The 24,157-nt window shown below is 67.4% G+C and carries 18 protein-coding genes; 8 read left to right on the top strand and 10 right to left on the bottom strand.

The window, feature by feature from the left end:
• The first annotated feature begins 25 nt into the window (after positions 1 to 25).
• From M5E06_RS25485 to M5E06_RS25450, 8 genes are all read left to right on the top strand, one after another.
• A complete protein-coding gene (locus M5E06_RS25485) occupies positions 26 to 1,582 on the top strand; it encodes a PAS domain S-box protein (RefSeq protein WP_252140600.1) in 1,557 nt (518 codons plus the stop codon).
• Positions 1,572 to 2,270 (top strand): response regulator transcription factor, encoded by a 699-nt coding sequence (locus tag M5E06_RS25480; protein ID WP_252140599.1) that lies wholly within the window; start codon positions 1,572 to 1,574, stop codon positions 2,268 to 2,270. The genes M5E06_RS25485 and M5E06_RS25480 overlap by 11 nt, the downstream gene beginning before the upstream one ends.
• 140 nt (positions 2,271 to 2,410) lie before the next feature.
• Positions 2,411 to 2,821, top strand: a complete 411-nt coding sequence (locus M5E06_RS25475; RefSeq protein WP_109075101.1) for a response regulator transcription factor — start codon at positions 2,411 to 2,413, stop codon at positions 2,819 to 2,821.
• Positions 2,822 to 2,986: 165 nt separating this feature from the next.
• The gene (locus tag M5E06_RS25470; protein WP_252140598.1) at positions 2,987 to 3,721 is read left to right on the top strand and encodes a helix-turn-helix domain-containing protein; all 735 of its coding nucleotides are present in this window, start codon (positions 2,987 to 2,989) and stop codon (positions 3,719 to 3,721) included.
• Between the two features lie 89 nt (positions 3,722 to 3,810).
• Positions 3,811 to 6,516: a bifunctional acetaldehyde-CoA/alcohol dehydrogenase gene (gene adhE / locus M5E06_RS25465; protein WP_502802008.1), complete on the top strand. Its 2,706-nt coding sequence runs from the start codon at positions 3,811 to 3,813 to the stop codon at positions 6,514 to 6,516.
• Between the two features lie 169 nt (positions 6,517 to 6,685).
• The gene (locus M5E06_RS25460) at positions 6,686 to 7,777 is read left to right on the top strand and encodes an enolase C-terminal domain-like protein (RefSeq protein WP_252140597.1); all 1,092 of its coding nucleotides are present in this window, start codon (positions 6,686 to 6,688) and stop codon (positions 7,775 to 7,777) included.
• On the top strand, positions 7,774 to 10,671 hold the full coding sequence (locus tag M5E06_RS25455) for an FAD-binding and (Fe-S)-binding domain-containing protein (protein WP_252140596.1): 2,898 nt from the start codon (positions 7,774 to 7,776) through the stop codon (positions 10,669 to 10,671). Before M5E06_RS25460 ends, M5E06_RS25455 begins: the two co-directional genes overlap by 4 nt.
• A 20-nt stretch (positions 10,672 to 10,691) precedes the next feature.
• Positions 10,692 to 11,069 (top strand): sensory rhodopsin transducer, encoded by a 378-nt coding sequence (locus M5E06_RS25450; RefSeq protein ID WP_252140595.1) that lies wholly within the window; start codon positions 10,692 to 10,694, stop codon positions 11,067 to 11,069.
• A 147-nt stretch (positions 11,070 to 11,216) separates the two neighbouring features.
• Here the strand turns inward: M5E06_RS25450 and M5E06_RS25445 are convergent, their stop codons facing one another.
• From M5E06_RS25445 to M5E06_RS25400, 10 genes are all read right to left on the bottom strand, one after another.
• Positions 11,217 to 13,025, bottom strand: coding sequence for a glycoside hydrolase family 15 protein (locus M5E06_RS25445; RefSeq protein ID WP_252140594.1), 1,809 nt, complete (start codon positions 13,023 to 13,025; stop codon positions 11,217 to 11,219).
• A gap of 76 nt (positions 13,026 to 13,101) precedes the next feature.
• Positions 13,102 to 13,794 carry a TetR/AcrR family transcriptional regulator gene (locus M5E06_RS25440; RefSeq protein WP_252140593.1) on the bottom strand — a complete coding sequence of 231 codons (693 nt, stop codon included), beginning with the start codon at positions 13,792 to 13,794 and terminating at the stop codon, positions 13,102 to 13,104.
• A gap of 73 nt (positions 13,795 to 13,867) precedes the next feature.
• A complete protein-coding gene (locus M5E06_RS25435; protein WP_252140592.1) occupies positions 13,868 to 14,734 on the bottom strand; it encodes a sugar phosphate isomerase/epimerase family protein in 867 nt (288 codons plus the stop codon).
• A gap of 14 nt (positions 14,735 to 14,748) precedes the next feature.
• The gene (locus tag M5E06_RS25430) at positions 14,749 to 15,909 is read right to left on the bottom strand and encodes a dihydrodipicolinate synthase family protein (protein WP_252140591.1); all 1,161 of its coding nucleotides are present in this window, start codon (positions 15,907 to 15,909) and stop codon (positions 14,749 to 14,751) included.
• 185 nt (positions 15,910 to 16,094) lie between these two features.
• Positions 16,095 to 17,246 (bottom strand): Gfo/Idh/MocA family protein, encoded by a 1,152-nt coding sequence (locus tag M5E06_RS25425; protein ID WP_252140590.1) that lies wholly within the window; start codon positions 17,244 to 17,246, stop codon positions 16,095 to 16,097.
• Positions 17,243 to 18,598 carry an enolase-like domain-containing protein gene (locus M5E06_RS25420; RefSeq protein ID WP_252140589.1) on the bottom strand — a complete coding sequence of 452 codons (1,356 nt, stop codon included), beginning with the start codon at positions 18,596 to 18,598 and terminating at the stop codon, positions 17,243 to 17,245. Before M5E06_RS25420 ends, M5E06_RS25425 begins: the two co-directional genes overlap by 4 nt.
• A gap of 173 nt (positions 18,599 to 18,771) precedes the next feature.
• Positions 18,772 to 19,596: an ABC transporter ATP-binding protein gene (locus tag M5E06_RS25415; protein ID WP_252140588.1), complete on the bottom strand. Its 825-nt coding sequence runs from the start codon at positions 19,594 to 19,596 to the stop codon at positions 18,772 to 18,774.
• 38 nt (positions 19,597 to 19,634) lie between these two features.
• On the bottom strand, positions 19,635 to 20,651 hold the full coding sequence (locus M5E06_RS25410) for an ABC transporter substrate-binding protein (RefSeq protein ID WP_252141029.1): 1,017 nt from the start codon (positions 20,649 to 20,651) through the stop codon (positions 19,635 to 19,637).
• 253 nt (positions 20,652 to 20,904) lie between these two features.
• Positions 20,905 to 21,714 carry an ABC transporter permease gene (locus tag M5E06_RS25405; RefSeq protein ID WP_252140587.1) on the bottom strand — a complete coding sequence of 270 codons (810 nt, stop codon included), beginning with the start codon at positions 21,712 to 21,714 and terminating at the stop codon, positions 20,905 to 20,907.
• Positions 21,715 to 21,944: 230 nt separating this feature from the next.
• Positions 21,945 to 23,828 (bottom strand): right-handed parallel beta-helix repeat-containing protein, encoded by a 1,884-nt coding sequence (locus M5E06_RS25400; RefSeq protein WP_252140586.1) that lies wholly within the window; start codon positions 23,826 to 23,828, stop codon positions 21,945 to 21,947.
• Positions 23,829 to 24,157: the final 329 nt, after the last annotated feature.

Genomic DNA, 24,157 nt, shown 5'->3' with positions numbered 1-24,157 from the left:
GGAATGAGAGGTCGAGGGTTGAGACGTGGCCGACGATAACCGGGAAGACAACCGGGGTGCCCTGTCGCAGTTGCAGGCGATGCTGGACACCGTGCCGGACGGGGTCGTCATCATCGACGCCCGCGGCCGGATCACGTCCTTCAACCCGGCCTGCGAACGGCTGTTCGGCTGGACGGCGGCGGAGGTGATCGGCCGCAACGTCAACATGCTGATGCCCTCCCCCTATCGGGAGGAGCATGACGGTTATCTGGAACGCTATCACCGCACCGGAGAGCGGCGGATCATCGGCATCGGCCGCGAGGTGACCGGCCAGCGCAAGGACGGCTCCTGCTTCCCCATGGACCTGTCGATCGGCGAGGCGGCCCAGGACGGCGTCCCCGTCTATATCGGCATCATCCGCGACCTGACAGCATCCAAACAGGCGCAGACGGCGCTGCGCGAGCGCGAGGCGCGGCTGACCTCCATCCTCCAGACGGTGCCGGAGGCCATCATCGTCATCGACGAGAAGGGGCTGATCGAATCCTTCAGCCCGGCGGCCGAACGCCTGTTCGGCTGGGCGGCGGCGGAGGTGATCGGCCGCAACATCAACATGCTGATGCCGTCGCCCTACCGCGAGCAGCATGACGGCTATCTGGAGCGCTACGAGCGGACGGGGGAGCGGCGGATCATCGGCATCGGCCGAATCGTGTCGGGCCAGCGCCGCGACGGGTCGGTGTTCCCGATGGAGCTGGCGGTGGGGGAGGTGCTGCTCGCCGGGCGGCGCTGCTTCACCGGCTTCGTCCGCGACCTGACCGAACGGCAGGCGACCGAACGGCGCCTGCAGGAACTGCAGTCGGAGCTTCTGCATGTCAGCCGGGTCAGCGCCATGGGCCAGATGGCCTCGACGCTGGCCCATGAGCTGAACCAACCGCTGACTGCCGTGATCAACTATGCCAAGGCCGCCAAGCGGCTGATGGAGCGCCCGGAAACCGTGACCAAGGCGATGGACATGGTCGACAAGGCCAGCGCCCAGGCCACCCGCGCCGGCCAGATCATCCGCCATCTGCGCAGCTTCATCGAAAAGGGCCAGACCCACCGCTCCGTCGAATCCCTCAACAAGGTGGTGGAGGAGGCGAGCGCGCTGGCATTGGTCGGCGCCAAGGAGCGCGGCCTGCATGTGCGCTTCGACTTCGACCCCGCCGACCCGCAGGTGCTGATCGACAAGGTGCAGGTCCAGCAGGTGATCCTCAACCTCGTCCGCAACGCCATCGAATCCATGGGTGGAGCACACATCGACCAGCGCGTGCTGACCGTCCGCACCGGCCCCGATCCGGACGACACCGCCTTCCGCCGCGTCGCCGTCCTCGACACCGGTCCCGGCGTGCCGGAGACGGTGCGCGCCCAGCTGTTCCAGCCCTTCGTCACCACCAAGTCCAGCGGCATGGGGCTGGGCCTGTCGATCTGCCGCTCGATCATCGAGGCGCATGGCGGACGCCTGTGGCTGGAACCGCCGGCCGAACCGCCGGCGACCGGCGCCAGCTTCGCCTTCACCGTCCCCTTATCCGCCCCCCTATCAACGTCGGATGCCGACGATGCCAGCTGATGCCGTGCCCGACATGTCCGCCGACCTCACCGTCTTCATCGTCGACGACGACGACGCCATCCGCGATTCCCTCCAGGTCCTGCTGGAATGCGCCGGCTTCCAGGCGGAAAGCTTCTCCACCCCGCTGGCTTTCCTGGAGTCCGACGCCCCGTCGCGGCCGGGCTGCCTGCTGGTCGACGTCCGCATGCCGCAGATGAGCGGCCTCGACGTTCAGGAACGGCTGGCCCGCGACGGCCGCGCCATCCCGGTGGTGGTGATGACCGGCCATGGCGACGTGCCGCTCGCCGTTCGCGCCATGAAGGCGGGAGCGGTCGATTTCGTCGAAAAGCCCTTCGAGGAGGAGTCGCTGCTCGCCGCCGTCCGCTCCGCCCTGGCCCGCGCGGCGGAAAGCAGGGTGCCGGCCGCCGCCCCGCCGGCCGCGGCCCCGGAACAGCCGGCACCGCCCCCCGCCGCCTCCGCATCGCCGGAGGTGCTGGCCCGCCTGTCCGCCCTGACGCCGCGGGAACATGACGTTCTGCGCTGGCTGGTGGCCGGCAAGTCGAACAAGGTCATCGCCTTCGAGCTGTCGATCAGCCCGCGCACCGTTGAAATCCACCGCGCGCGGGTGATGGAAAAGATGCAGGCCGACAGCCTGCCCACCCTGGTGCGCATGGCGATCTCCGCCGGCGTGGTTCCCGGCGGCCTGTGATCTCCATCAAGCCTGATCTGCATCAAAACCACGCCGCATACGCAATGGTCCGTATATCGGCACCCCCTGCCACATTTTATCTTCCATGACGCGCCGCATCGTCGGCGCTGTTGTATCTGCATGGAAGTTCGGAGGCCGTCATGGATCATTTGGACAACGGGCCGGGCAGGGGCCCCGGGGCCGGGATCGTCCACATCGTCGACGACGATGAGCCGGTCCGCGACTCCCTGAAGGCCTTGCTGGAAGCCTTCTCCTTCGATGTGCGGGACTTCTCCTCCTGCCGGGAATTCCTCGACCACTATGACGGAAACCCGCAGGGCTGCGTCGTTCTCGACCTGCACATGCCGGTGATGAGCGGGCTGGAGTTCCTGGAACGCCATCGCGGCGACCTGCACGGAATGCCGGTCATCATGGTGTCCGGCCGCGGCGATCCCGCGACCTTCGCCCGCGCCAAGGAGGCCGGCGTCGTCGCCGTGCTGGAGAAGCCGTTCGACGAGGACCAGCTGATCGACATGCTGAACGGCCTGATGCCGTCGGCCGCCGCCGCCTGAGTTCCGGCGGCCCATAAGGCCGTCTACGTAGGTACACTTACGTACGCAAACATCCTTAGGTACATCACCGAACTAAACAGCACCGCGGGGGACGGCTAGCTTCTGGTCATCGGATGCACCCCGGAACGAACCGGACCGCATCGCACCGTCAAGGCCGAGGTCACCATGTCCACGCACGCCGCCGTTTCCGCCCACGCCAACCGCGCCGTTCCTGGTTACCTGGTCTCCGCCCTGGCGATGTCCCCGACCTCCGCCCTGGAGGCCTTCCAGCGCAACCCCGCCGACCCGCTCGCCGGCCTGGGCCATGCCAAGGTCCACGAACGCGAAACCACGCTGTTCAGCGAAGGCGACGACGCCGGTTCGGTGTTCCGCGTGATGAGCGGCATGGTCCGCCTCTACAAGATGCTGCCCGACGGCCGGCGTCAGATCATCGGCTTCCTGCAGGCCGGCGACATGATGGGTCTGGCCTTCGCCGCCCAGTATCTCTACACCGCCGAAACCGTGACGACGACCACCATCCAGCGCATCCCGCGGCTGGAGCTGGACGCCCTGATGGACGCGCATCCGGCCTTCGCCCGCAAGCTGCTGTCGGCCACCACGTCGGAGCTGATGGCGGCGCAGGACCAGATGGTTCTGCTCGGCCGCAAGACGGCTTGCGAAAAGGTCGCCACCTTCCTGCTGCGCCTCAGCGACCGCAAGGCCCTTGGCGGAGGAGACGAGCGCATTATTGACCTGCCGATGGGCCGCAGCGACATCGCCGACCATCTGGGCCTGACCACCGAAACCGTGTCGCGCACCCTGACCAAGCTGAAGTCGACCCGCCTGATCCGTATCCTCGTCGGCGGCAAGCTGGAACTGCTGGACCGCGACGCCCTGGCCGACCTCGCCAGCTGCTTCTGATCCCCAACCGCTTCCTTTCAACATCCTGGCCGCGCACCGGACGCTTCAGATGATCTCTGGAGGGGGCCGGAGCGCCGCGGCGCGCCCGAATGGCGCCCCCGGACAGCAAGTGCCCGGACAGCAAGTGGATGATGACCATGACCGTCACGACCCTTTCCGACCTGAACGCCCTAATCGCCCGCGTGAAGGCGGCGCAGGCGCGCTTCGCCGAGTATCCGCAGGAGAAGGTCGACCTGATCTTCCGCAGCGCCGCCTTGGCCGCCGCCAACGCCCGCATCCCGCTCGCCAAGATGGCGGTGGCGGAGACCGGCATGGGCGTGATGGAGGACAAGGTCATCAAGAACCACTTCGCCGCCGAATACATCTACAACAAGTACAAGGACGACAAGACCTGCGGCGTCCTGTCGGAAGACCATGACGCCGGCATCCTCACCATCGCCGAGCCCGTCGGCCTGATCTGCGGCATCGTCCCCACCACCAACCCGACCTCCACCGCCATCTTCAAGGCGCTGATCGCGCTGAAGACCCGCAACGGTCTGGTCCTCTCCCCCCATCCCCGCGCCCGCAAATCGACCTGCGAAGCCGCCCGCCTCGTGCTCGCCGCCGCGGTCGAGGCCGGCGCCCCCGACGACATCATCGGCTGGATCGACGAGCCCTCGCTCGAACTCTCCAACGCCGTCATGCACCATCCCGACATCAACCTGATCCTCGCCACCGGCGGGCCGGGCATGGTCAAGGCCGCCTATTCCTCGGGCAAGCCCGCGATCGGCGTCGGCGCCGGCAACACCCCGGCCGTCATCGACGAGTTCGCCGACATCAAGCGCGCCGTCGCCTCCATCCTGATGTCCAAGACCTTCGACAACGGCGTCGTCTGCGCGTCCGAACAGTCGGCGGTGGTGGTCGATGCCGTCTATGACGCGGTGCGCGACCGCTTCGCCCACCATGGCGGCTACATCCTGTCGGCCCGCGAGGCCGATGCCGTGCGCAAGGTCCTGCTGACCGACGGCCACCTGAATGCCGACATCGTCGGCCAGCCCGCCCACGCCATCGCCGCCATGGCCGGCCTGACCGTGCCGCACGCCACCAAGGTGCTGATCGCCGAGGTCACGGACATCGACGACAGCGAACCCTTCGCCCATGAGAAGCTGTCCCCCACCCTGGCGCTCTACCGCGCCAAGGATTTCTGGGAGGCCTGCGACAAGGCCGCCGCGCTGGTCGCTCTCGGCGGCATCGGCCACACCTCCGCCCTCTACACCGACCAGGACCAGCAGGCCGAGCGCATCCGCCATTTCGGCGACAAGATGAAGACCGCCCGCATCCTGATCAACACGCCGTCGTCCCATGGCGGCATCGGCGACCTCTACAACTTCCGCCTCGCGCCCTCGCTGACGCTGGGCTGCGGCTCGTGGGGCGGCAACTCGATCTCGGAGAATGTCGGGCCGCAGCACCTGATCAACAAGAAGACGGTGGCGAAGAGGGCGGAGAACATGCTGTGGCACAAGCTGCCCAAGTCGATCTACTTCCGCCGCGGCTGCCTGCCCTTCGCGCTTGAGGAGCTGCGCGGCAAGAAGCGCTGCCTGATCGTCACCGACCGCTTCCTGTTCGAGAACGGCCATGTCAACGACAGCGTCCGCGTCCTGAAATCGCTTGGCCTGGAGGTCGAGACCTTCTTCGAGGTCAGCGCCGACCCGACGCTGGCGGTGGTGCGCAAGGGCGTGGCGCTCGCCAACGCCTTCCAGCCCGACGTGATCCTGGCGCTGGGCGGCGGCTCGCCGATGGACGCGGCCAAGATCATCTGGGTGATGTACGAGGCGCCCGAGGTGGCGTTCGAGGATCTGGCCCTGCGCTTCATGGACATCCGCAAGCGCATCTACACCTTCCCCAAGCTGGGGGTGAAGGCGCAGCTGGTGGCGGTTCCGACCACGTCCGGCACCGGATCGGAGGTCACGCCCTTCGCCGTGGTGACCGACGAGCGCACCGGGACCAAATACCCGATCGCCGACTATGAACTGACGCCGACGCTGGCCATTGTCGATGCCAACCTCGTCATGGACATGCCCAAGGGGCTGACTGCGGCGGGCGGCATCGACGCGGTGACCCACGCGCTGGAGGCCTACGTCTCGGTGGTGGCGAACGAGTATACCGACGGTCAGGCGCTCCAGGCGTTGAAGCTCCTGAAGGAGAACCTGCCCTCGGCCTACCGCAACGGCTCGCAGGATCCGAAGGCGCGGGAGCTGGTTCACAACGCGGCGACGCTGGCCGGCATCGCCTTCGCCAACGCCTTCCTCGGCGTCTGCCATTCGATGGCGCACAAGCTGGGTGCCGAGTTCCACATTCCCCACGGCATCGCCAACGCCCTGCTGATCGCCAACGTGATCCGCTACAACGCGGCCGACATCCCGACCAAGCAGACGGCGTTCAGCCAGTATGACCGGCCCAAGGGCGTGGCGCGCTATGCGCAGATCGCCCGGCATCTGGAGTTGGGCGGCAGCCGCGACCATGAGCGGGTGGAGAAGCTGATTGCTTGGGTCGAGGAGATGAAGCGGGCGCTGGAGATCCCTGCCTCGATCCAGGCGGCGGGGGTGCCGGAGGCGGCGTTCCTGGCGCGGGTCGATGCGATCGCCGAGGCGGCGTTCGACGACCAGTGCACCGGCGCCAACCCGCGCTATCCGCTGGTCGCCGAGATCAAGCAACTGCTGATCGACAGCTATTACGGCCGCGCCTATGTCGAGGCGGAAGGTGACCGTACTGCCGCGCTGAGCGTCGTCGGCCAGACCAAGACCGCCGCCGAATAACCAATCGCCCAATCACGGGCGCACACATCGGGGGACCGTCTGGTCGGGAGCGAAGGCTCCCGGCCGGGCGGTCCCCCTTTGCGTTCCTGTTCATGGGAACCCGATCGCATCCGGTGAGTTGACCCGCCAGCCCGGCACCAGATTCGCCGGCACCACCCCGAGGTCGACGATGCGCCCGCAGGCCCCCATAGACGAAATCGGCGTCGAGGCGTTCACGGTCCCAACCGACAGGCCGGAGGCCGACGGCACCCTGGACTGGGACCACACGACGCTGGTCGTGGTCACCGCACAGGCGGGCGGCCGCCAGGGCATCGGCTACGGCTACGCCGACCTCGCGACCGCGCAGCTCGTCGCCGGCCTGCTGGCCGGGCGGCTGCGGGGCCTCGACGCCGTCGACATCAACCGCGCCTGGATCACCATGACCGATGCGGTGCGCAACCTCGGCCGCCCCGGCATCGCCGCGATGGCGATCGCCGCGGTGGATGCGGCGCTGTGGGACCTCAAGGGCAAGCTGCTGGACCGGTCGGTCGCCGACCTGCTGGGCCGCGCCCACGACGGCACGCCGGCCTATGGCAGCGGCGGCTTCACCTCCTATTCCGACGATACGCTGGTCGAACAGCTCGCCGGCTGGGCGCAGGACGGTCTGCCCGCCGTCAAGATGAAGGTCGGCCGCGACGCCGCGCAGGACGTCCGGCGGGTGGCGCTGGTGCGCAGCGCCATCGGCCCCGCCACCGGCCTCTATGTCGACGCCAACGGCGCCTATGACCGCAAGCTGGCGCTGGCCCAGGCCGGGCGCTTTGCCGAACAGCGGGTCGGCTGGTTCGAGGAACCGGTGTCGTCCGACGATCTGGAGGGCCTGCGCCTGCTGCGCGACCGCGCTCCGCCCGGCATGATGATCGCCGCCGGCGAATACGGCTACACCCCGATCTATTTCCGCCGCATGCTGCAAGCCGGCGCGGTGGATGTGCTGCAGGCCGACGCCACCCGCTGCGGCATCACCGGCTTCCTGGCCGCCGCCGCGCTGGCCGAGGCCTTCACCGTGCCGCTGTCCGCCCACACCGCGCCGACGCTGCACGCCCAGGTCGGCTGCGCCTGCCGGCCGCTGAAGAACATCGAATATTTCCACGACCATGCCCGCATCGAAACCATGCTGTTCGACGGCGCGATCACCCCCGTGGCCGGCATGCTGACGCCGGACCGGAGCCGCCCCGGCCTGGGCATCGAACTGAAACGGGCCGACGCCGAGAGGTTCCGCAGATGAGCAGCATCGACGTGCCGGCGCTGGTCGCCGCCCTAAAAAGCCGGGTGAACGGCGAGATCCGTTTCGACGACGGCGACCGCGCGCTCTACGCCACCGATTCCTCCAACTACCGCGAGGTGCCCATCGGCCTCGTCGTGCCCTTCGACGTGGAGGCTCTGGCCGAGGCGGTGCGGGTCTGCCACGAGTTCGGCGCGCCGATCACCCATCGCGGTGGCGGCACGGCGCTGGCCGGACAGACCACCAACTACACGGTCATCATCGACAGTTCCAAATACTGCAACGGCTTCCTCGCCATCGACCTCGACCGCCGCCTCGCCACCGTCGAGCCGGGGATCGTGCTGGACGAGCTGCAGAAGCGCTGCCGGCCGCACGGGCTGCGCTTCGGCCCCGATCCGTCGACGCATGACCACAATTCCATCGGCGGGATGATCGGCAACAACTCCGCCGGGCCGCACTCCGTCGTCGCCGGGGTGACCAGCCACAATGTCGAGAGCATGGACATCGTCACCTATGACGGCCTGCGCCTGACCGTCGGCTGGACGACCGAGGAGGAGCTGGACCGCATCATCGCCGAGGGCGGGCGCAAGGGCGAAATCCACGCCAAGCTGAAGGCCCTGCGCGACCGCTATGCCGGCGAGATCCGCCGCATCTATCCGAAGATCCCGCGCCGCGTCTCCGGCTTCAACCTCGACTCGCTGCTGCCCGACGGGAACGGCCGTTTCAACCTCGCCCGCGCGCTGGTCGGCAGCGAGGGCACCTGCGTCACGATCCTGCGCGCCACGCTGAACCTGATCCCCGATCCGCCGTCCAAGGTGGTGCTGGTCGTCGGCTTCGAAAGCGTCTGCCACGCCGCCGACGTGGTCTGCGACGTCCGCAGCTTCGACCCCGACGCCATCGAAGGGGTGGACGAGCGCCTGACCGATTTCATGCGCAAGAAGCACCTGCATGTGGACGACCTCAAGCTTCTGCCCGACGGTCCGTCCTGGCTGTTCATCGAGTTCGGCGGCGACAGCCGGGACGAGGCCATCGCCAAGGCCCGTCGCCTGGAGGACCATCTGCGCGGCCAGCCGCATGTCCACGACACGCGCCTCGTCGCCGATCCTCACGAGCAGGAACGGCTGTGGAAGGTGCGCGAATCCGGTCTCGGCGCCACCGCCTGGGTGCCGGGTGAGAAGCACGATACCTGGCCGGGCTGGGAAGATTCCGCGGTGGCGCCCGAGAATCTCGGCGCCTACATGCGCGACCTGCTGAAGCTCTACGACGATTACGGCTACAAGCCGGCGCTCTACGGCCATTTCGGCGACGGCCTGATCCATTGCCGCGTCGGCTTCGGCCTGCACACACAGGAAGAGGTGGACAGGTTCCGCCGCTTCCTGAACGATGCCGCCCATCTTGTGGTGCGCCATGGCGGCACCCTGTCCGGCGAGCATGGCGACGGGCAGGCGCGGGCGGAACTGCTGCCGATCATGTTCGGCGACGACCTCGTGCAGGCTTTCGCCGAGTTCAAGGCGATTTGGGATCCGGACAACCGCATGAACCCGCACAAGGTCGTGCATCCCTATGCGGCGGACCAGCAATTGCGCCTCGGCCCGCGCTTCAAGCCGCCGCATCTCGACGGCGTCTTCACCTATCCGGAGGATGGCGGCTCGCTGACCCACGCCCTGCTGCGTTGCGTCGGGGTCGGCAAATGCCGGCGGCACGAGGGCGGCACCATGTGCCCCAGCTTCCGCGCCACGCGGGAGGAGCGGCATTCGACCCGTGGCCGGGCCCGCCTGCTGCAGGAGATGCTGCAGGGCGACCCCATCCGCGACGGCTGGCGCGACGAGGCGATCCACGACGCGCTGCACCTGTGCCTGGGCTGCAAGGGCTGCAAGGCCGATTGTCCGGTCAATGTCGACATGGCGACCTACAAGGCGGAGTTCCTGCACCACCATTACCAGCACAGTCCCCGCCCGCGCGCGGCCTGGAGCATGGGGCTGATCCATCGCTGGGCGCGCCTGCTGGCCCCGGTGTGGTGGGCGCCCAACCTCGCAACGCAAACACCGGTGTTCGGCCGCCTCTCCCGCGCGGCGGCAGGCATCGCCCCGCAGCGCCCGGTCCCGACCTTCGCCGCGAAGACCTTCCGCCGCTCCTGGACAGCCCCGCCGGACCGGGGTCGGCCGCCGGTGGTGCTGTGGACCGACAGCTTCAACAACCATTTCACGCCGGAGCCGCTGTTCGCCGCCGCCGAGGTGCTGGACGCCGCCGGCTACGCCGTCAGCATCCCGCGCAAGAACCTGTGCTGCGGCCGGCCCTATTACGATTTCGGCCGGCTCGACGACGCCAAGCGCACGCTGAAGCAGACCATGGCCGGCCTGCGACGCGAGCTGGACGCCGGCGCCTATGTCGTCGGCGTCGAGCCGGGCTGCCTCTCGGTGTTCCGCGACGAACTGCCCAACCTGTTCCCCGATGATCCGGAGGCGAAACGCCTCTCCAGCCGCAGCATGCTGCTGGCCGAATTCCTGGAAAAGGTGGCCCACTTCGACCCGCCCAAGCTGTCCGGCCCAGCGCTGGTGCATGGGCATTGCCACCACAAGGCGATCTTCGGCATGGGCTGCGACGCGGCGCAGATCCGCAAGAGCGGCCTCGACGCCCGCATCCTCGACGACGGCTGCTGCGGCATGGCCGGCGCCTTCGGCTACGAGGAGGACAAGTACCCGGTGTCGCTGGCGATCTTCGACCAGGGGCTGGGCGCCACATTGCGGCAGGCGTCCCCCGACACCCTGCTGATCGCCGACGGCTTCTCCTGCCGCGAGCAGGTGGAGCAACTGACCGGCCGCCACCCGCTGACCCTGGCCGAGGTCTTGCGCGACGCCCTGCGCCGCCGCACATCACACCAACCCGCCGGCAGATGACCCAAACTCAGGAGACACCTATGGCCAAGGCACCGATCGGACACACCCGCTGGGCCATCGCCGACAACTACATCCCGTCCTGGAGCCACGGCCCCGAGCCCGAACTGGCCAGCCACGAAGGTCTGTCGATCCTCAACACCGGCGACCGCGAGGTGGAGGTGCGCCTCACCCTCTACTTCCCCGACCGCGAGCCGGCCGGGCCTTACAAGGTGAAGGTCGGCGCCCGCCGCACCAACCATGTCCGCATGAACCTGCTGGACGACCCCGAGCCGGTCCCGCTCGGCCAGCCCTTTTCCACGGTCGTCGAGGCCGACGGGCCGGTGGTGGTGCAGTTGACCCGCCTCGACAGCCGGCAGGCGGAAAACGCGTTGCTTAGCGTCATCGCCTTTGCGGGCTGAAAATCTCCCTCTCCCCCCCGGGGAGAGGGTCGGGGTGAGGGGGATGCACATGCTGGATTTTTGGGAAAGGGCCGCCGCGCGTCCCCCTCACCCTAACCCTCTCCCCGGGGGGGAGAGGGGATCTAGAAACTCATAACCTCTGACCGATCACGCACCACCGCCCTCCCCATTGGCGCGCTGCTTGGCCGCCTGGGCGTTGCGGCTCAGGTTGATGGCGGAGTTGATCAGCGCGATGTGGGAGAAGGCCTGCGGGAAATTCCCGACCAGCCGCCCGGCCTGCGCATCATACTCCTCCGACAGCAGGCCCAGGTCGTTGCTCAGGGCCAGCAGGCGTTCGAACAGCGCCTTTGCCTCGTCGCGGCGGCCTTGCAGGACGAAGGCATCCACCAGCCAGAAGCTGCAGGCCAGGAAACTGCCCTCGCCGGGGGGCAGCCCGTCCTCGACCCGACCGGTGTCGTAGCGCTGGACGAAGCCGTCCTTCAACAGCTGGCGCTCGACCGCCGCCACCGTGCCGGCGATGCGCGGATCATGGGCCGGCAGGAAGCCCACCACCGGCAGAAGCAGCAGCGACGCGTCCACCAGCTTGCTGCCATAGGACTGCACGAAACTCCCCAATTCCCGGTCATAGCCGTTGGCGCAGACATCCTGATGGATGCGCCGGCGTAGATCCTTCCAGCGCCCGACCGGCCCATCCATGGCGAACCGCTCGGCGCTCTTGATGGCGCGGTCCACCGCCACCCAAGCCATCACCTTGGAGAAGGTGAAGGGTTGCCGCCCGCCGCGGGTTTCCCAGATGCCTTCGTCCGGCTGGTCCCACACCGTTTCCAGATGGGCCAGCAGCGAGCGCTGAAGCTCCCAACCCGCCTCGTTGCCGCCCAGCCCGCCGCGCCGCGCCTGATGCAGGGCGTCCATCAGCTCGCCATAGACGTCGAGCTGGAGCTGCGAAGACGCGGCATTGCCGATGCGCACCGGCCGGGCGCCCTCATAGCCGGGCAGCCAGTCCGCCTCCCACTCCATCAGCCGGCGCTCGCCCGCCAGTCCATACATGATCTGCAACTGCTCCGGCCGGCCGGCGGTGGCGCGCAGCAGCCAGCCGCGCCAGGCGTTCGCCTCGTCATAATAGCCGGCATTCATCAGCGCCTGCAGCGTGAAGGTCGAATCCCGCAGCCAGCAGAAGCGATAGTCCCAATTCCGGATGCCGCCCAGCTGCTCCGGCAGCGAGGCGGTGGCGGCGGCGACGATGCCGCCCGTCGGCGAATAGGTCAGCGCCTTCAAGGTCACCAGCGAGCGCCGCACCGCTTCAGACCAGGGGCCGTCATACTTGCATCGGCCGATCCAGTCCTGCCAGAACCGCTCGGTGTCGCCAAGCGCCTGTTCCGCATCCACCGGGTCGGGGATCGGATCGCAGGAGGGGGCGTAGGTCAGCACGAAGGGCACCCGTTCGCCGGCCTCCACCGTGAAGTCGCCGACGGTGGTCAGATTCCGACCGCACAGCTCGACCGGCGTGCGCAGATGCAGCATGTCCGGCCCGGCGATGGCGCGCAGCGTGCCGTCCTCCAGCCGCGTCACCCAGGGCACGGCGCAGCCATAGCCGAAGCGGATGACCAGCTCGGTCCGCATGACGACGCGGCCCCGGCGCCCGACGACGATCCGAACGACGTCCGATGCCTGGTCCCGTGGCGGCATGAAGTCGATGACGGTCACCGCCCCGTCGGCCGTCTCGAAATCGGTCTCCAGAATCAGCGTGTCGCCGCGATAGCGCCGCGTGATCCGGGCCTCCGCGTCGGCCGGGGCGATCAGCCAGCGGCCATGCTCCGGCGTTCCCAGCAATGCCGCGAAGCATGCATCGGAATCGAAGCGCGGCCAGCACAGCCAGTCGATGGACCCCTCGCGCGACACCAGCGCCGCCGTCTCGCAGTCGCCGAGCAGGGCATAATCCTCGATCCGCGAAGCCATTCGGTCTTCCTTCCTTCCGCGCCCCCCGCCAGTTTCCAACTCGCCGCAGCGCTTCCGGTTCCCGGAAGGACAATGGTCAGGGCCGCAGCGATTGCAGCACCAGCTCCACCATATGGGCCAGCCGTTCCTCCTTCGCCGGATCGGCCAGCAGGTCGCGGCCGAAGATCACCGACAGGGTGTGGACGTTGGACAGGTAGAAGTAGGACAGCCCGGCGATGGAGATGTAGAGCTGCACCGGATCGACCCCGGCCCGGAACACCCCCTGGTCCACCCCGCGCGCCAGCACGTCGGCGATCATCTGCACAAAGGGGGAATGCATCGACTGCACCTGACCGGAAGTCTTCAGCAATTCGGCCCGGTGCAAATTCTCGGTGTTCAGCAGGGCCATGAATTCGGGATGGTCGATGAAATACTGCCAGGTGAAGCCGATCAGCCGGGCGATGGCCTCGGGCGGCGCCAGCTTGTCGAGGTTCAGCGTGCGCTCGGTCTCGCGGATGTGGGCATAGGCGTCCTCCAGGACCGCCAGATACAGCTCCTCCTTGTTGCCGACATGGTAATAGAGCATGCGCTTGTTGGTACCGGCCTGCTCGGCGATGCGGTCGACGCGGGCGCCGCCCAGCCCATAGCGCGCGAACTCCTCCGTCGCCGCGGCCATGATGCGCGCCCGCGTCCCCTCCGGATCGCGGGTGACCTTGGCCGGAGCGGCGTTTCGGCCAGGGGAGGGGGCATGCGGCACCGGTTCGTCGGGTGCGTCGGTCAGGCTGTCCATGCGGGAAGCCGGCTCCTGCGGTCCGGGGAGGGGGGTGGTCTTCCCCCCATGGTAGAAGCGTCGAGCCGCGATTTCAAACCACGCTGCGGTGCCGCTCGATGCAGGTGTCCAGCACCTCGCCCATCGGCTTCTCCCACCAAGTGTTTTGCGAGAAGATCTCCACCTCCGAATAGCCGGCGAAGCCGCAATTCTCGACCCAGCCGCGGATGCGCGGAATGTCGATGACGCCGTCGCCCATCATGCCGCGGTCGAGCAGCAGGTCGGTGGTCGGCACCAGCCAGTCGCAGACATGGAAGGCCAGCAGCCTTTCCCGACCGGCGCGGCGGATCTGCGCCTCCAGATCCGGGTCCCACCAGACATGGTAGACGTCGACCGCCACCCCCAGCGCCCCCGACCGTTCCGGATCCAGCCGGTCGCAAATGTCCAGCGCATGCGCCATCGTGTTCACACAGGCGCGGTCGGCGGCATACATCGGGTGCAGCGGCTCGATCGCCAGCGGCATCCCGGCCTTGCGGGCATAGTCCAGCAGTTCCCCGATGCCGTCCTCCACCTGCGACCGCGCCAGCGCGATGTCCTTGCTGACCGCCGAACCGGGCCGGGAATATTGCGGCAGCCCGCCGACCACCAGCACGAGGCAGGCGGCACCCAGCGCTGCCGCCTCGTCCACCGCGCGGCGGTTGTCGTCGCGCACCTCCGCCGCCTTGGACGGGTCGGCCGGGAACATGCCGCCGCGGCAATAGCCGGACAGCGCCAGCTCCCCCGCCCGCACCGCCCGCAGCGTGGCGTCGAGCCCGACCGCCGCCACCTGATCGCGCCAGGGCGAAACGGCGCGGATGCCGCGGCGGGTACAGGCGTCGAGGATCTCGACCAGATCACCCTGCTTGCGCACCGTGGCCGTGTTGATCGACAGCCAGCGGTGATCCCCGGAAAAGTCTCTCATCTTGAAATCTGGCATCACGAAATCCCCCGCACCGCCAGAACCGCCGCCATCCGCTGCGCCGCGCGGTCCGGATCGGACAGCAGCCCGGCCTTGTCGGCCAGCCGGAACAGTTCGGCCAGATGCAGGGTGGACCGCGTGCTCTCCTGCCCGCCGACCATGGTGAAATGGTCCTGATGGCCGTTCAGATAGGCCATGAACACCACGCCGGTCTTATAGAAGCGGGTCGGCGCCTTGAAGATGTGGCGCGACAGCGGCACGGTGGGCGCCAGGATGTCGTGGAACGCCGCCTCGTCGCCGTCGGCGAGATGGGCCAGCGCCGCGGCGGCAGCCGGCGCGATGGCGTCGAAGATGCCGAGCAGCGCGTCGGAATGATGCTGCCCGTCGCCGGCGATCAGCTCCGCATAATTGAAATCGTCGCCCGTATACATGCGAACACCGGCCGGCAGCCGCCGCCGCATGATGATCTCCTTGTCCTTGTCGAGCAGCGAGATCTTGATGCCGTCCACCTTGGCCGCGTAGTCGCCGATGATCGACAGCGCCGTGTCCATCGCCGCGTCGATGTCGCTGCTGCCCCAATATCCCGCCAGTGCCGGGTCGAACATGTCGCCCAGCCAATGCAGGATCACCGGCTGTTTCACCTGCGACAGGATGCGGCCATAGACGCGGACGTAATCCTCCGGTCCGTTGGCGACGCGGGCCAGCGCGCGCGACGCCATCAGGATGATGCGGCCGTCGAGCGCCTCGATGGCCTCGATCTGCTCCTCATAGGCGCGGATGACGTCGTCGATGCCGCGGGCGTTCTCCGGCGGCAGATGGTCGGTGCCGGCGCCGCAGGCGATCACCCCGCCGCGCGCCTTGGCCGCCGACTGCGACCGCCGGATCAGCTCCAGCGAGGTCGGCCAGTCCAGCCCCATGCCGCGCTGCGCCGTGTCCATCGCCTCGGCGACGCCGAGACCGAGGTCCCACAGATGCTCGCGGAAGGCGATGGTGCGGTCCCAGTCGATGGCCGGCGCCAGCCACGGGTCGCACTCGGCCAGCGGGTCGGCGACCATATGGGCGGCGGCGAAGGCGATGCGGGTCAGCGGCCGGTCGGTGCGGGCCGGAAAGCCGCGCGGCGGGGCGAGCGTGTAGCTCTCGATGCTGCGGTCGGAGCGGGGGAGGCGGATGGTCGGCATGGGATGGTGTTCCTGGGTAGGTCGTTGCCGCCGATGCCCCCTCCCCATCCCTCCCCCACCTGCGGTGGGAGAGGGGGCAGGAGCTTTGCAGGAGCACAGCGGCAGTTCCCTCTCCCGCTCTCGGCGGACCGAAGGTCCGTCCGATTGCGGGGGAGGGTTAGGGAGGGGGCATTCGAGCCGAAGCCTCACCCCCCGATCGCCGGCACATCGACCCAGCGGCGCTCGCGCCAGCTCTGCAGCGCGCATTCCACCAGCTGGACGCCCTTGGCGCCTTCGATGAGGCCATGGCGGTAGGGCGCATCCTCCACCACATGGCGGATGAAGGACTCCCACTGCACCTTGAAGCCGTTGTCGAACACGGCGTTGTCGGGCACCGGCTGCCAGGTGTCGTAGAAGTCGATGGTCTGCTTCTGGTCGGGGTTCCACACCGGGCGCGGCGTGCCCTGGCGCGGCTGGATCACGCAGTCGGTCAATCCTGCGACCGCCGAACCGTTGGTGCCGTCGACCTGGAAGGTCACCAGATCGTCGCGATAGACCCGCGTGCACCAGGACGAGTTGATGGTGGCGATCACCCCGCCCTCAAGCTCGAACATCGCATAGGCGGCGTCGTCGGCGGTGGCCTTGTAGGGCTTGCCCTTTTCGTCCCAGCGTTCCGGAATGTGGGTGGCGCCCAGGCACGAGATGCTCTTCACCTTCCCGAACAGATTGTCGAGCACATAGCGCCAGTGGCAGATCATGTCGAGGATGATGCCGCCGCCATCCTCGTCCCGGTAGTTCCAGGACGGCCGCTGCGCCGGCTGCCAGTCGCCCTCGAACACCCAATAGCCGAACTCGCCGCGCACCGACAGCATGCGGCCGAAGAAACCGCTGTCGCGCAGCATGCGCAGCTTCTCCAGGCCGGGCAGGAACAGCTTGTCCTGCACTGTGCCGTTCTTCACCCCGGCCTCTTCCGCCAGCCGGACGACGCGCAGCGCCTCGTCCAGGTTGGTGGCGATGGGCTTCTCGCAATAGACATGCTTGCCGGCGCGGATCGCCTTTTCCAGCAGGGTGGGGCGCATCTGCGTGGTGCCGGCGTCGAAGAAGATCACGTCGTCCGGATTGTCCAACGCGGCGTCGAGATTGTCGCTCCAGCGCTCGATGCCGTGGCGTCGGGCCAGTTCCTGCATCTTCTCCGCATTGCGGCCGACGATGATCGGATCGGGCATGACGCGCGAGCCGTCGGACAGGGTGACGCCGCCCTGGGCGCGGATCGCCAGGATCGAGCGGATCAGATGCTGGTTCATGCCCATCCGCCCGGTGACGCCGTGCATGATGAGGCCAAGGCGCTTGGTGCTCATGGGTGGACTCCTTCGGAAAGCGCTGATGTCGGGTTTGAAAGGGGTGACAGGCCGGACCAGTCGGGTTCGGCCGAATGGGCGTAACCAAGGCCGGACAGCGGCGCCGCCGCCAGCCGCCCGCTGCCGGTGGCGAGCCTGACCGTCCCGTCGGCGTCGCGTTCGTAGAAACCGGGATGGGCGTCGAGGAAGGCCGCGCCTTCCGCCTCGCTGCCGAAGCCCCCGCCATACTGGTGCCCGTTGCGTTCGGCGTGCGGGATGCCGAGGAAAGCGACCAGCGCCGTGTCCTGCTGCACCGACAGCCCGGCCTGACAGGTCAGATCCTCGGCGGAGATGAAGTGCGGCGGCCCCCACGCCGCGCAGCGGGCGCGGTTGAGCATCGCCTTGTAGAGACCCTTGCAGGATTTCGACGACACACCGCGATAACCCAGGACGCGGGCTTGCGGAAAGGCGTCGTACCCGTCGTCGGACTCGTCGATGATGACCGGCACCCGCTCCGCCACCGCGCCCAGCGGCCGGGCGAGCGCCGCCTCCCGCGCGATGGGCTGCTCCAGATAGGCGAGCGCCTTGCGGAAGCCGGCCAGGGCAGGGGAGGCGTCGATGCGGTCGAGCAGCTCCGCGACATGGTCCGCATCGCGATACTGCTCGTTGCCGTCCAGCGTGGCGCGGTAGCCGGGAACGGCCGTCTCCAGCACCGTCGCCAGCTCGGTGAGCCTCGCAACATCGGCGGACACGTCGCCGCCCAGCTTGATCTTGAACCAGCGCAGATGCGCATGCTCTGCCAAGTCGTCCGGCTTGTCGAGCAGCCCGACTGTGTGCCGCAGCTCCACCTCGCCGAGCGGGGAAAGCCCGCGAAGAAAGCCATCCAGATCGAACCCGCCGAGATCGGGTGCCAGCCGCGCATCCAGCCCGGCGACATTGGCGCCCAGCCCCTGAAACGCGTTGAGATTCAGCACCCGCAGCAGCCCATCCAGCACCGCCTTGTCGATCTGTGCCGGCCCGAAGGCAGCGGCCAGCTTCGGCTCCATCGTTGGCGAGAAGGCGGCATGATGCCCAAAGGCGGTGTCGAGCCGGCTGTCCGCCAGATAAGCCTCCCGCGCCTCGACCAGCGAGCGGCGCAATCCGTCCACCGTGTCGGCCGGGCTACGATCCGGGCGCTTGTCGAACCATTTCGGCATCATCATCTCGGCCGTGGCTCCCCACGCCTCGCCCTTTCCCTCCACCTCGATAAGGGCGCGGACGAAAGCCTGCGGGGCGGCCTCGACCGTCACCGCGCCGAAGCGGAACGGCTTCACGAAACGGACGGGCCGCTCGTACAGCTCGATGGCGCGGATGCGGAGACGGGGGGCGGACATGGTGAGAGTCTTTCAAATGGAGAAGTGGCATGCCCCCTCCCTTCCCATGCTGACGCATGGGCCCCTTTCCCTCCCCCGCCTTCGGCGGTAGAGGGAGTTGGGTGCGGAGCGGCGGCAGTCCCCTCTCCCTCGAAGAGGGGGAGGGTTAGGGAGGGGGCACCTGGAGCCGGCCTCTAATCCAAATGCCCCTGCGCCGCGAAATGCTTGCGGATGGTCTGGGTCAGCTGGATGAAGACCGGGTCGCCCATGACGTCCAGCGTCCGCGGGCGCTCCAGTGGGACCTCGTAGGTGGCGGCGATGGTGCCCGGCCGCTCCGACATCACCATCACCCGGTCGGCCAGGAACACCGCCTCGGGAATGGAGTGGGTGATCAGGATCACCGTCTTGCCGGTCTCGTGCTGGATGCGCTGCAGCTCGACATTCATCCGCTCCCGCGTCATGGCGTCGAGCGCGCCGAACGGCTCGTCCATCAGCAGGATCTTCGGATCGTGCACCAGCGCCCGGCACAGCGCGGCGCGCTGCTGCATGCCGCCCGACAGCTGCCACGGATACTTATGCTCGAACCCCTTCAGCCCAGTCATCTCGACCAGCTTGTGGGCGCGTTCCAGATAGCGCTCGCGCGGCAGCCGGCGGATCTCCACCGGCAGCATGATGTTGCGCAGAACCGAGCGCCAGGCCAGCAAGGTCGGGCTCTGGAAGACGATGCCGGTGTCGTCGTGCGGCTCCGTCACCGTATCGCCTTCGATTTGGATGCTGCCGCTGGTGACCGGCAGCAGGCCTGCCAGCATCTTCAGCAGGGTGGACTTGCCGCAGCCCGACGGTCCCACCACCACCAGGAACTCGCCCGGCCGCACGTCGAAGGTGATGGGGCGGAGCGACGGCACCTCGCCGTCGCGGGTGCGGTAGGTCTTGGTCACGCCGTCAATGCGGATCAGCGGCTCGCCGGACAGGCGCCGCGTTTCCGCCTCGCCCACCAGTTTCAACTGTGGCTGTGCCATGCTCTCCTCGTCGCTCCGTGCGGGCATGCTGCGGTCGATTACTTGGCGGCGGCGTTCATCGCCTTCGCCGCAGGGTCGGCCGGCAGGAACTCGCGGGTGTAGAAGCGCTTGGGGTTGTCCTTGGCCGATTTGTCCAGCCCGCCATATTCGACCAGCAGATCCACCGTCTCCTTCATGTTGGCGTCGGTGACCTGGAAGGGCCGCATCTTCTCCGTCTCCTTGGTGCGGTAGAGCGGGATCGTCAGTTCGAATCCTTCCTGCAGCGTGTCGGGCTTGCCGCCCTTCGGGTTGGCCTTCAGGATGGATGCTGCGGCCTCCTTCGGCGCCTTCTCCGCCTCTTCCACCGCCTTGGTGGTGGCGGCCATGAAGCGGCGGACGAGGTCGGGATTCTCCTTCAGCGTGTCGGTGTTGGCGATGATGCCGGAGGAGACCATGTTGACGCCGTAATCGGCGAAGCGGATCGGCGTCACCGACTTGCCGGTGGCGTCCTTGATCTTCATGCTCTGGTCCATGACATAGCCCAGCAGCAGATCAGCCTGTCCGTTGATGACGGCGTTCAGCTTGGTCTGGGCGTCGCCCGACACCACCTCGAAATCACGCTCCTTCAGGCCGGTCTTCTTCAGGAACAGCGGCCAGATCTGGGACATGCTGTCGCCCGGCGTCATGGCGACGATCTTGCCCTTGATGTCCTCCGGCTTGCGGATGTTCTTCTCGGTGAAGCCCATCGCCGACATCGGGCTGGTCTGCAGCAGCACGCCCGGCGAGGACACCGGCGCGCCCTTCATCGCCGCCTTGATCATGGTCGGCACGTCGACATAGCCGAAGGTGACGGCCTTGCTGGCGACCAGCTGCGTCGTCACCGCCGATCCGCGGCCTTCCTGGATTTCCAGGTCGATGCCCTCGGCCTCGTACAGCCCCTTGTCCTTGCCGTAATAGAAGGGCGCGTGCTCACCATAGACGTACCAGTTCAGCATCAGCGTCACCTTGTCGGCGGCCTGCGCCGGCAGGGTGGAGGCGGCAAAGGCGCAGAGCGCCGCGACGATGGCATTCTTCATCACGACCGGTGTCCTCCCATGGGTGGTGGATCGCCCCGTCGGCCGGCGGTGGCCGGCACCGGGGTTCTTGTCGATGAACGGATTTCGGGACTACATCTTCAAAACTGCGGTGTCGGATCACATCGAGCGAGTCTCTCGACCGTCATTCCCGCGAAGGCGGGAATCCAGCCTTTTCAAGGGCTTGGACGGGCAGCCTGGATCCCCGCCTTCGCGGGGATGACGGCCGACACTCGACCTGACAACTCACAACCTCTCAGGCCGTCGGGCCGTACTTGTTGCGCTGGCTGGCGTGCCAGGGAATGGAGAAGCGTTCGACCACGTCGATGACCCAGAACAGCACGACGCCCATCAGCGCCAGCACGGTCAGCGCCGCGAACATCAAGGGCAGTTCGAAATTGCCGATGGAGCGCTGCAGGACGAAACCGATGCCGGAGTTGGAGCCGACGAATTCGCCGACCACCGCCCCCACCACCGCCAGCGTGATGGAGACCTTCAGCCCGGCGAAGATCGCCGGCAGCGCATGCGGCAGGCTGACCATCTGGAAGGTCTGCAGCCGCGACGCCTTCATCGAGCGGGCCAGATCCATCATCTCGCCGTCCACCGACTTGAAGCCCTGCACCGCCGAGACGACGACCGGGAAGAAGCCCAGCAGGAAGGCGGCGATCACCTTCGGCATCAGGCCGAAGCCGAACCACACCACGAACAGCGGCGCGATGGCGACCTTGGGGATCGACTGCGAGAAGACCAGCAGCGGGTAGACATAGGCCTCCACCGTGCGCGATCCGGCGATCAGCATCGCGATGGGAATGCCGAACAGCACCGACAGCGCGAAGCCGCCGAGAGTCGCCGTGAAGGTCGGGACGGATTCGGACAGCAGCCGCGGCCATTCGTCGATCATCGCCAGCACGACGTCGCCGGGCTTCGGCACCAGATAGGCGGGCACCCCGAAGATACGGACCGACAGATCCCACAGAACCAGCAGGATGACGATCAGCAGGATGGGGCGGACCCAGTCGGAATTGAGCAGGCGCAACGCTGCGCCCGAGCGAGAGCGGGGTTCCATGCGTCTCCTCCGGCCGGCAGGCTCGGGCGACCGGTGTGGCGGTCGCTATGTTTTAACCGGCTGGTTAAAAGTACGGCTGCCGGCCCCTTGCGGTCAACACAGAAAATGGTGGTAACGGATCATTTGTGATCATAACGATACCGCCCGCAAACGCGAACGGGCCGCCCGTCGCCGGGCGGCCCGCAGTCACAAGGTGCTTAGAAGGCTCTGTTCGGCCGGGTCGAGGCCGATCAGCCGATCAGGCCGATGTCGTGGGTGGGGATGTGGTCGAAGCCGTGGGCATAGACCGACGAATCCGACGACAGGCTGTAGTCGTGCGCGCCCGGATTGACGAAGCCCGGATCGACCATGGTCGAACCCTTGTCGTAGCCGGCCGCCTGCCATTCCGCCAGATTGCCCTTGCCGCCGCCGGCCATCACCTGCGGCCAGACGTCGAACATGTCCTGCGACGTGTTCAGGTGGCTGTAGAAGTTGTCGTGGATGTTGCCGACATTGGCCGGGCCGTAGATGTGGAAGGCGGTGCCGTCGCTGACGTCGACCACATTGCCGGAGACGTCGTTGCCGCTCATCTCGTGACCCTTCCAGCCGCTCCAGCCAACCGGCTGCTGCAGGCCGATCTGGGCGCCGCTGTTGTCGGCGATCACGTTCTCGGTGACGCTGTTGTTCCAGCCGCCATGCAGGAACACGCCGCCGATGTTGCCATGGACGAGGTTGCCCTTGACCGTGGCGCCGCTGGTCCAGTCGTCGAGATAGATGCCCCAGCTCGCCACCTGCCCGGTCGGGTTGGTCGCAGTGGTGCCGGTCACCTCGTTGTTGACGACGGTGTGGCCGGTCAGATCCTGCTGGCGGTTGATCAGGTAGATGCCGCCGCCGTCGTTCGATTCCAGATTGGCATCGACCACCTTGTTGAAGGCGACCGTCACCCGGTGCGAGGCGTCGCTGCCGTCCGTCTGAACCGAACCGACGGCGATGCCCTTCTCCGGCGAATGCTCGACCAGATTGTGCGTGACCTGGACGTCGGAACTGCCGTTGACCCAGATGCCGGCGTCGCCACGGTTGGCGGCGTTCGGATGCGTGATGTGATTGTCGGACACGACCGTCGAGTTGGAGCCGGCCTTGACGAAGATCGACTCGGCGCCGGTGCTGTCGAACTGGTTGCCGATCACCTTGCTGTCGGCGCTGTTCTGCACGGTGATGCCATAGCCGCCGCCCTTCACCTCATTGTTGGCGAAGGTCAGGCCATTCGCCTTGTCGGCGAAGACATAGTGGCCGTTCGCGACGCCGTCGGTGAAGGTCAGCCCTTCGATGGTGACATGCTGGGCGCCGCTGACGCCGAAGGACACCGATGCCTGCGACCCGCCATGGATCACCGCCTTCTCATTGCCGTAGCCGGTGAAGGTGACGCCGGAATCCTGGCCGGTCAGCCAGACCGGATTGTTCAGGTGGTAATCACCGCCGCGGACATAGGTGGTGTCGATGTCGCTCGACCGCATGGCGGTCTGGGCCTTCTGCAGCGAGGCGAAGGGACCGTCGGTGCCGTCGGCGTTGGGAGCGGCCAGCTTGCCCGACCAGCTGTCCTTGCCGTTGGTGGCGACGTAGAAACCGGGGCCGGTCGGCTGCGGCACGCTCGGGGTGGGGGCGCTCGGCGTCGGATCGGGCGCTTCGCTGACCGGCGGGACGGGCGTCGGCGTGGTGGGGGCCGGCGTGGTGGGAGTCGTCACGCCGTCCGCGGTGAAATAGCTCTTGTCGGCATCGACCACCAGCGCGCCGTTCCACCACATGCCGGCCTGCCCGTCGGCGACGTCATGGCCGTCGAGCGCGCCCTTGTCGTAAGTGACATGGTCGGCGGTCGGCAGGACCGATTTGCCGTTGATGGTGACCTCGTTGACGATCAGGTTGCGGTCGGTGCCGTTGAAGACCCCGTCATTGTCGTACTGGACCTGGATCTTGTGGTCCTGGTTCTCGGCGATGTCCGTCTTGAAGACGAAGTCCTTGGCCGTGGCACCCGTGGTGCCCTCACCGATCTGCTTGCCGTCGACCAGCAGGTTGAAATGCGCGTCGAGGGTCCCCTTCGCGTTCACGGTGATGGTCGAGTTCCCGGAGGTCGTGGCCATTGGTCCGTATCCTTGGCGGTTGCGATGCGGCGCCACCATGGCCAGACGGCTGGGGCATTGGTGAGGCATTTTTCCGGGAACAGACGAATTGGTGGTAAATCCTGTTACTTTCCTGCGATCACTGGGCAATATCTGGAACTGATTACCCAGCATAAGCGGGGATGGACACCACGATTGGTGTAGGGGTAACTCTCCCGATGCCGGTCCATTGCTCGAACAAGGCGCAGTTTCACGACCTCATCTGTCGCCAAGTCTTTTCAGAAGGACAGAATCATTCACCGAAAAGAAAAACGCCCCGCACGCGGACGTGCGGGGCGATCAGTCTGGGG

This window comes from Azospirillum sp. A1-3, from assembly GCF_023806445.1.
In the GTDB taxonomy this organism is placed as follows: domain Bacteria; phylum Pseudomonadota; class Alphaproteobacteria; order Azospirillales; family Azospirillaceae; genus Azospirillum.
Note: the sequence above shows the minus strand (reverse complement) of the source record. Positions and strands in the feature narration are given on the sequence as shown.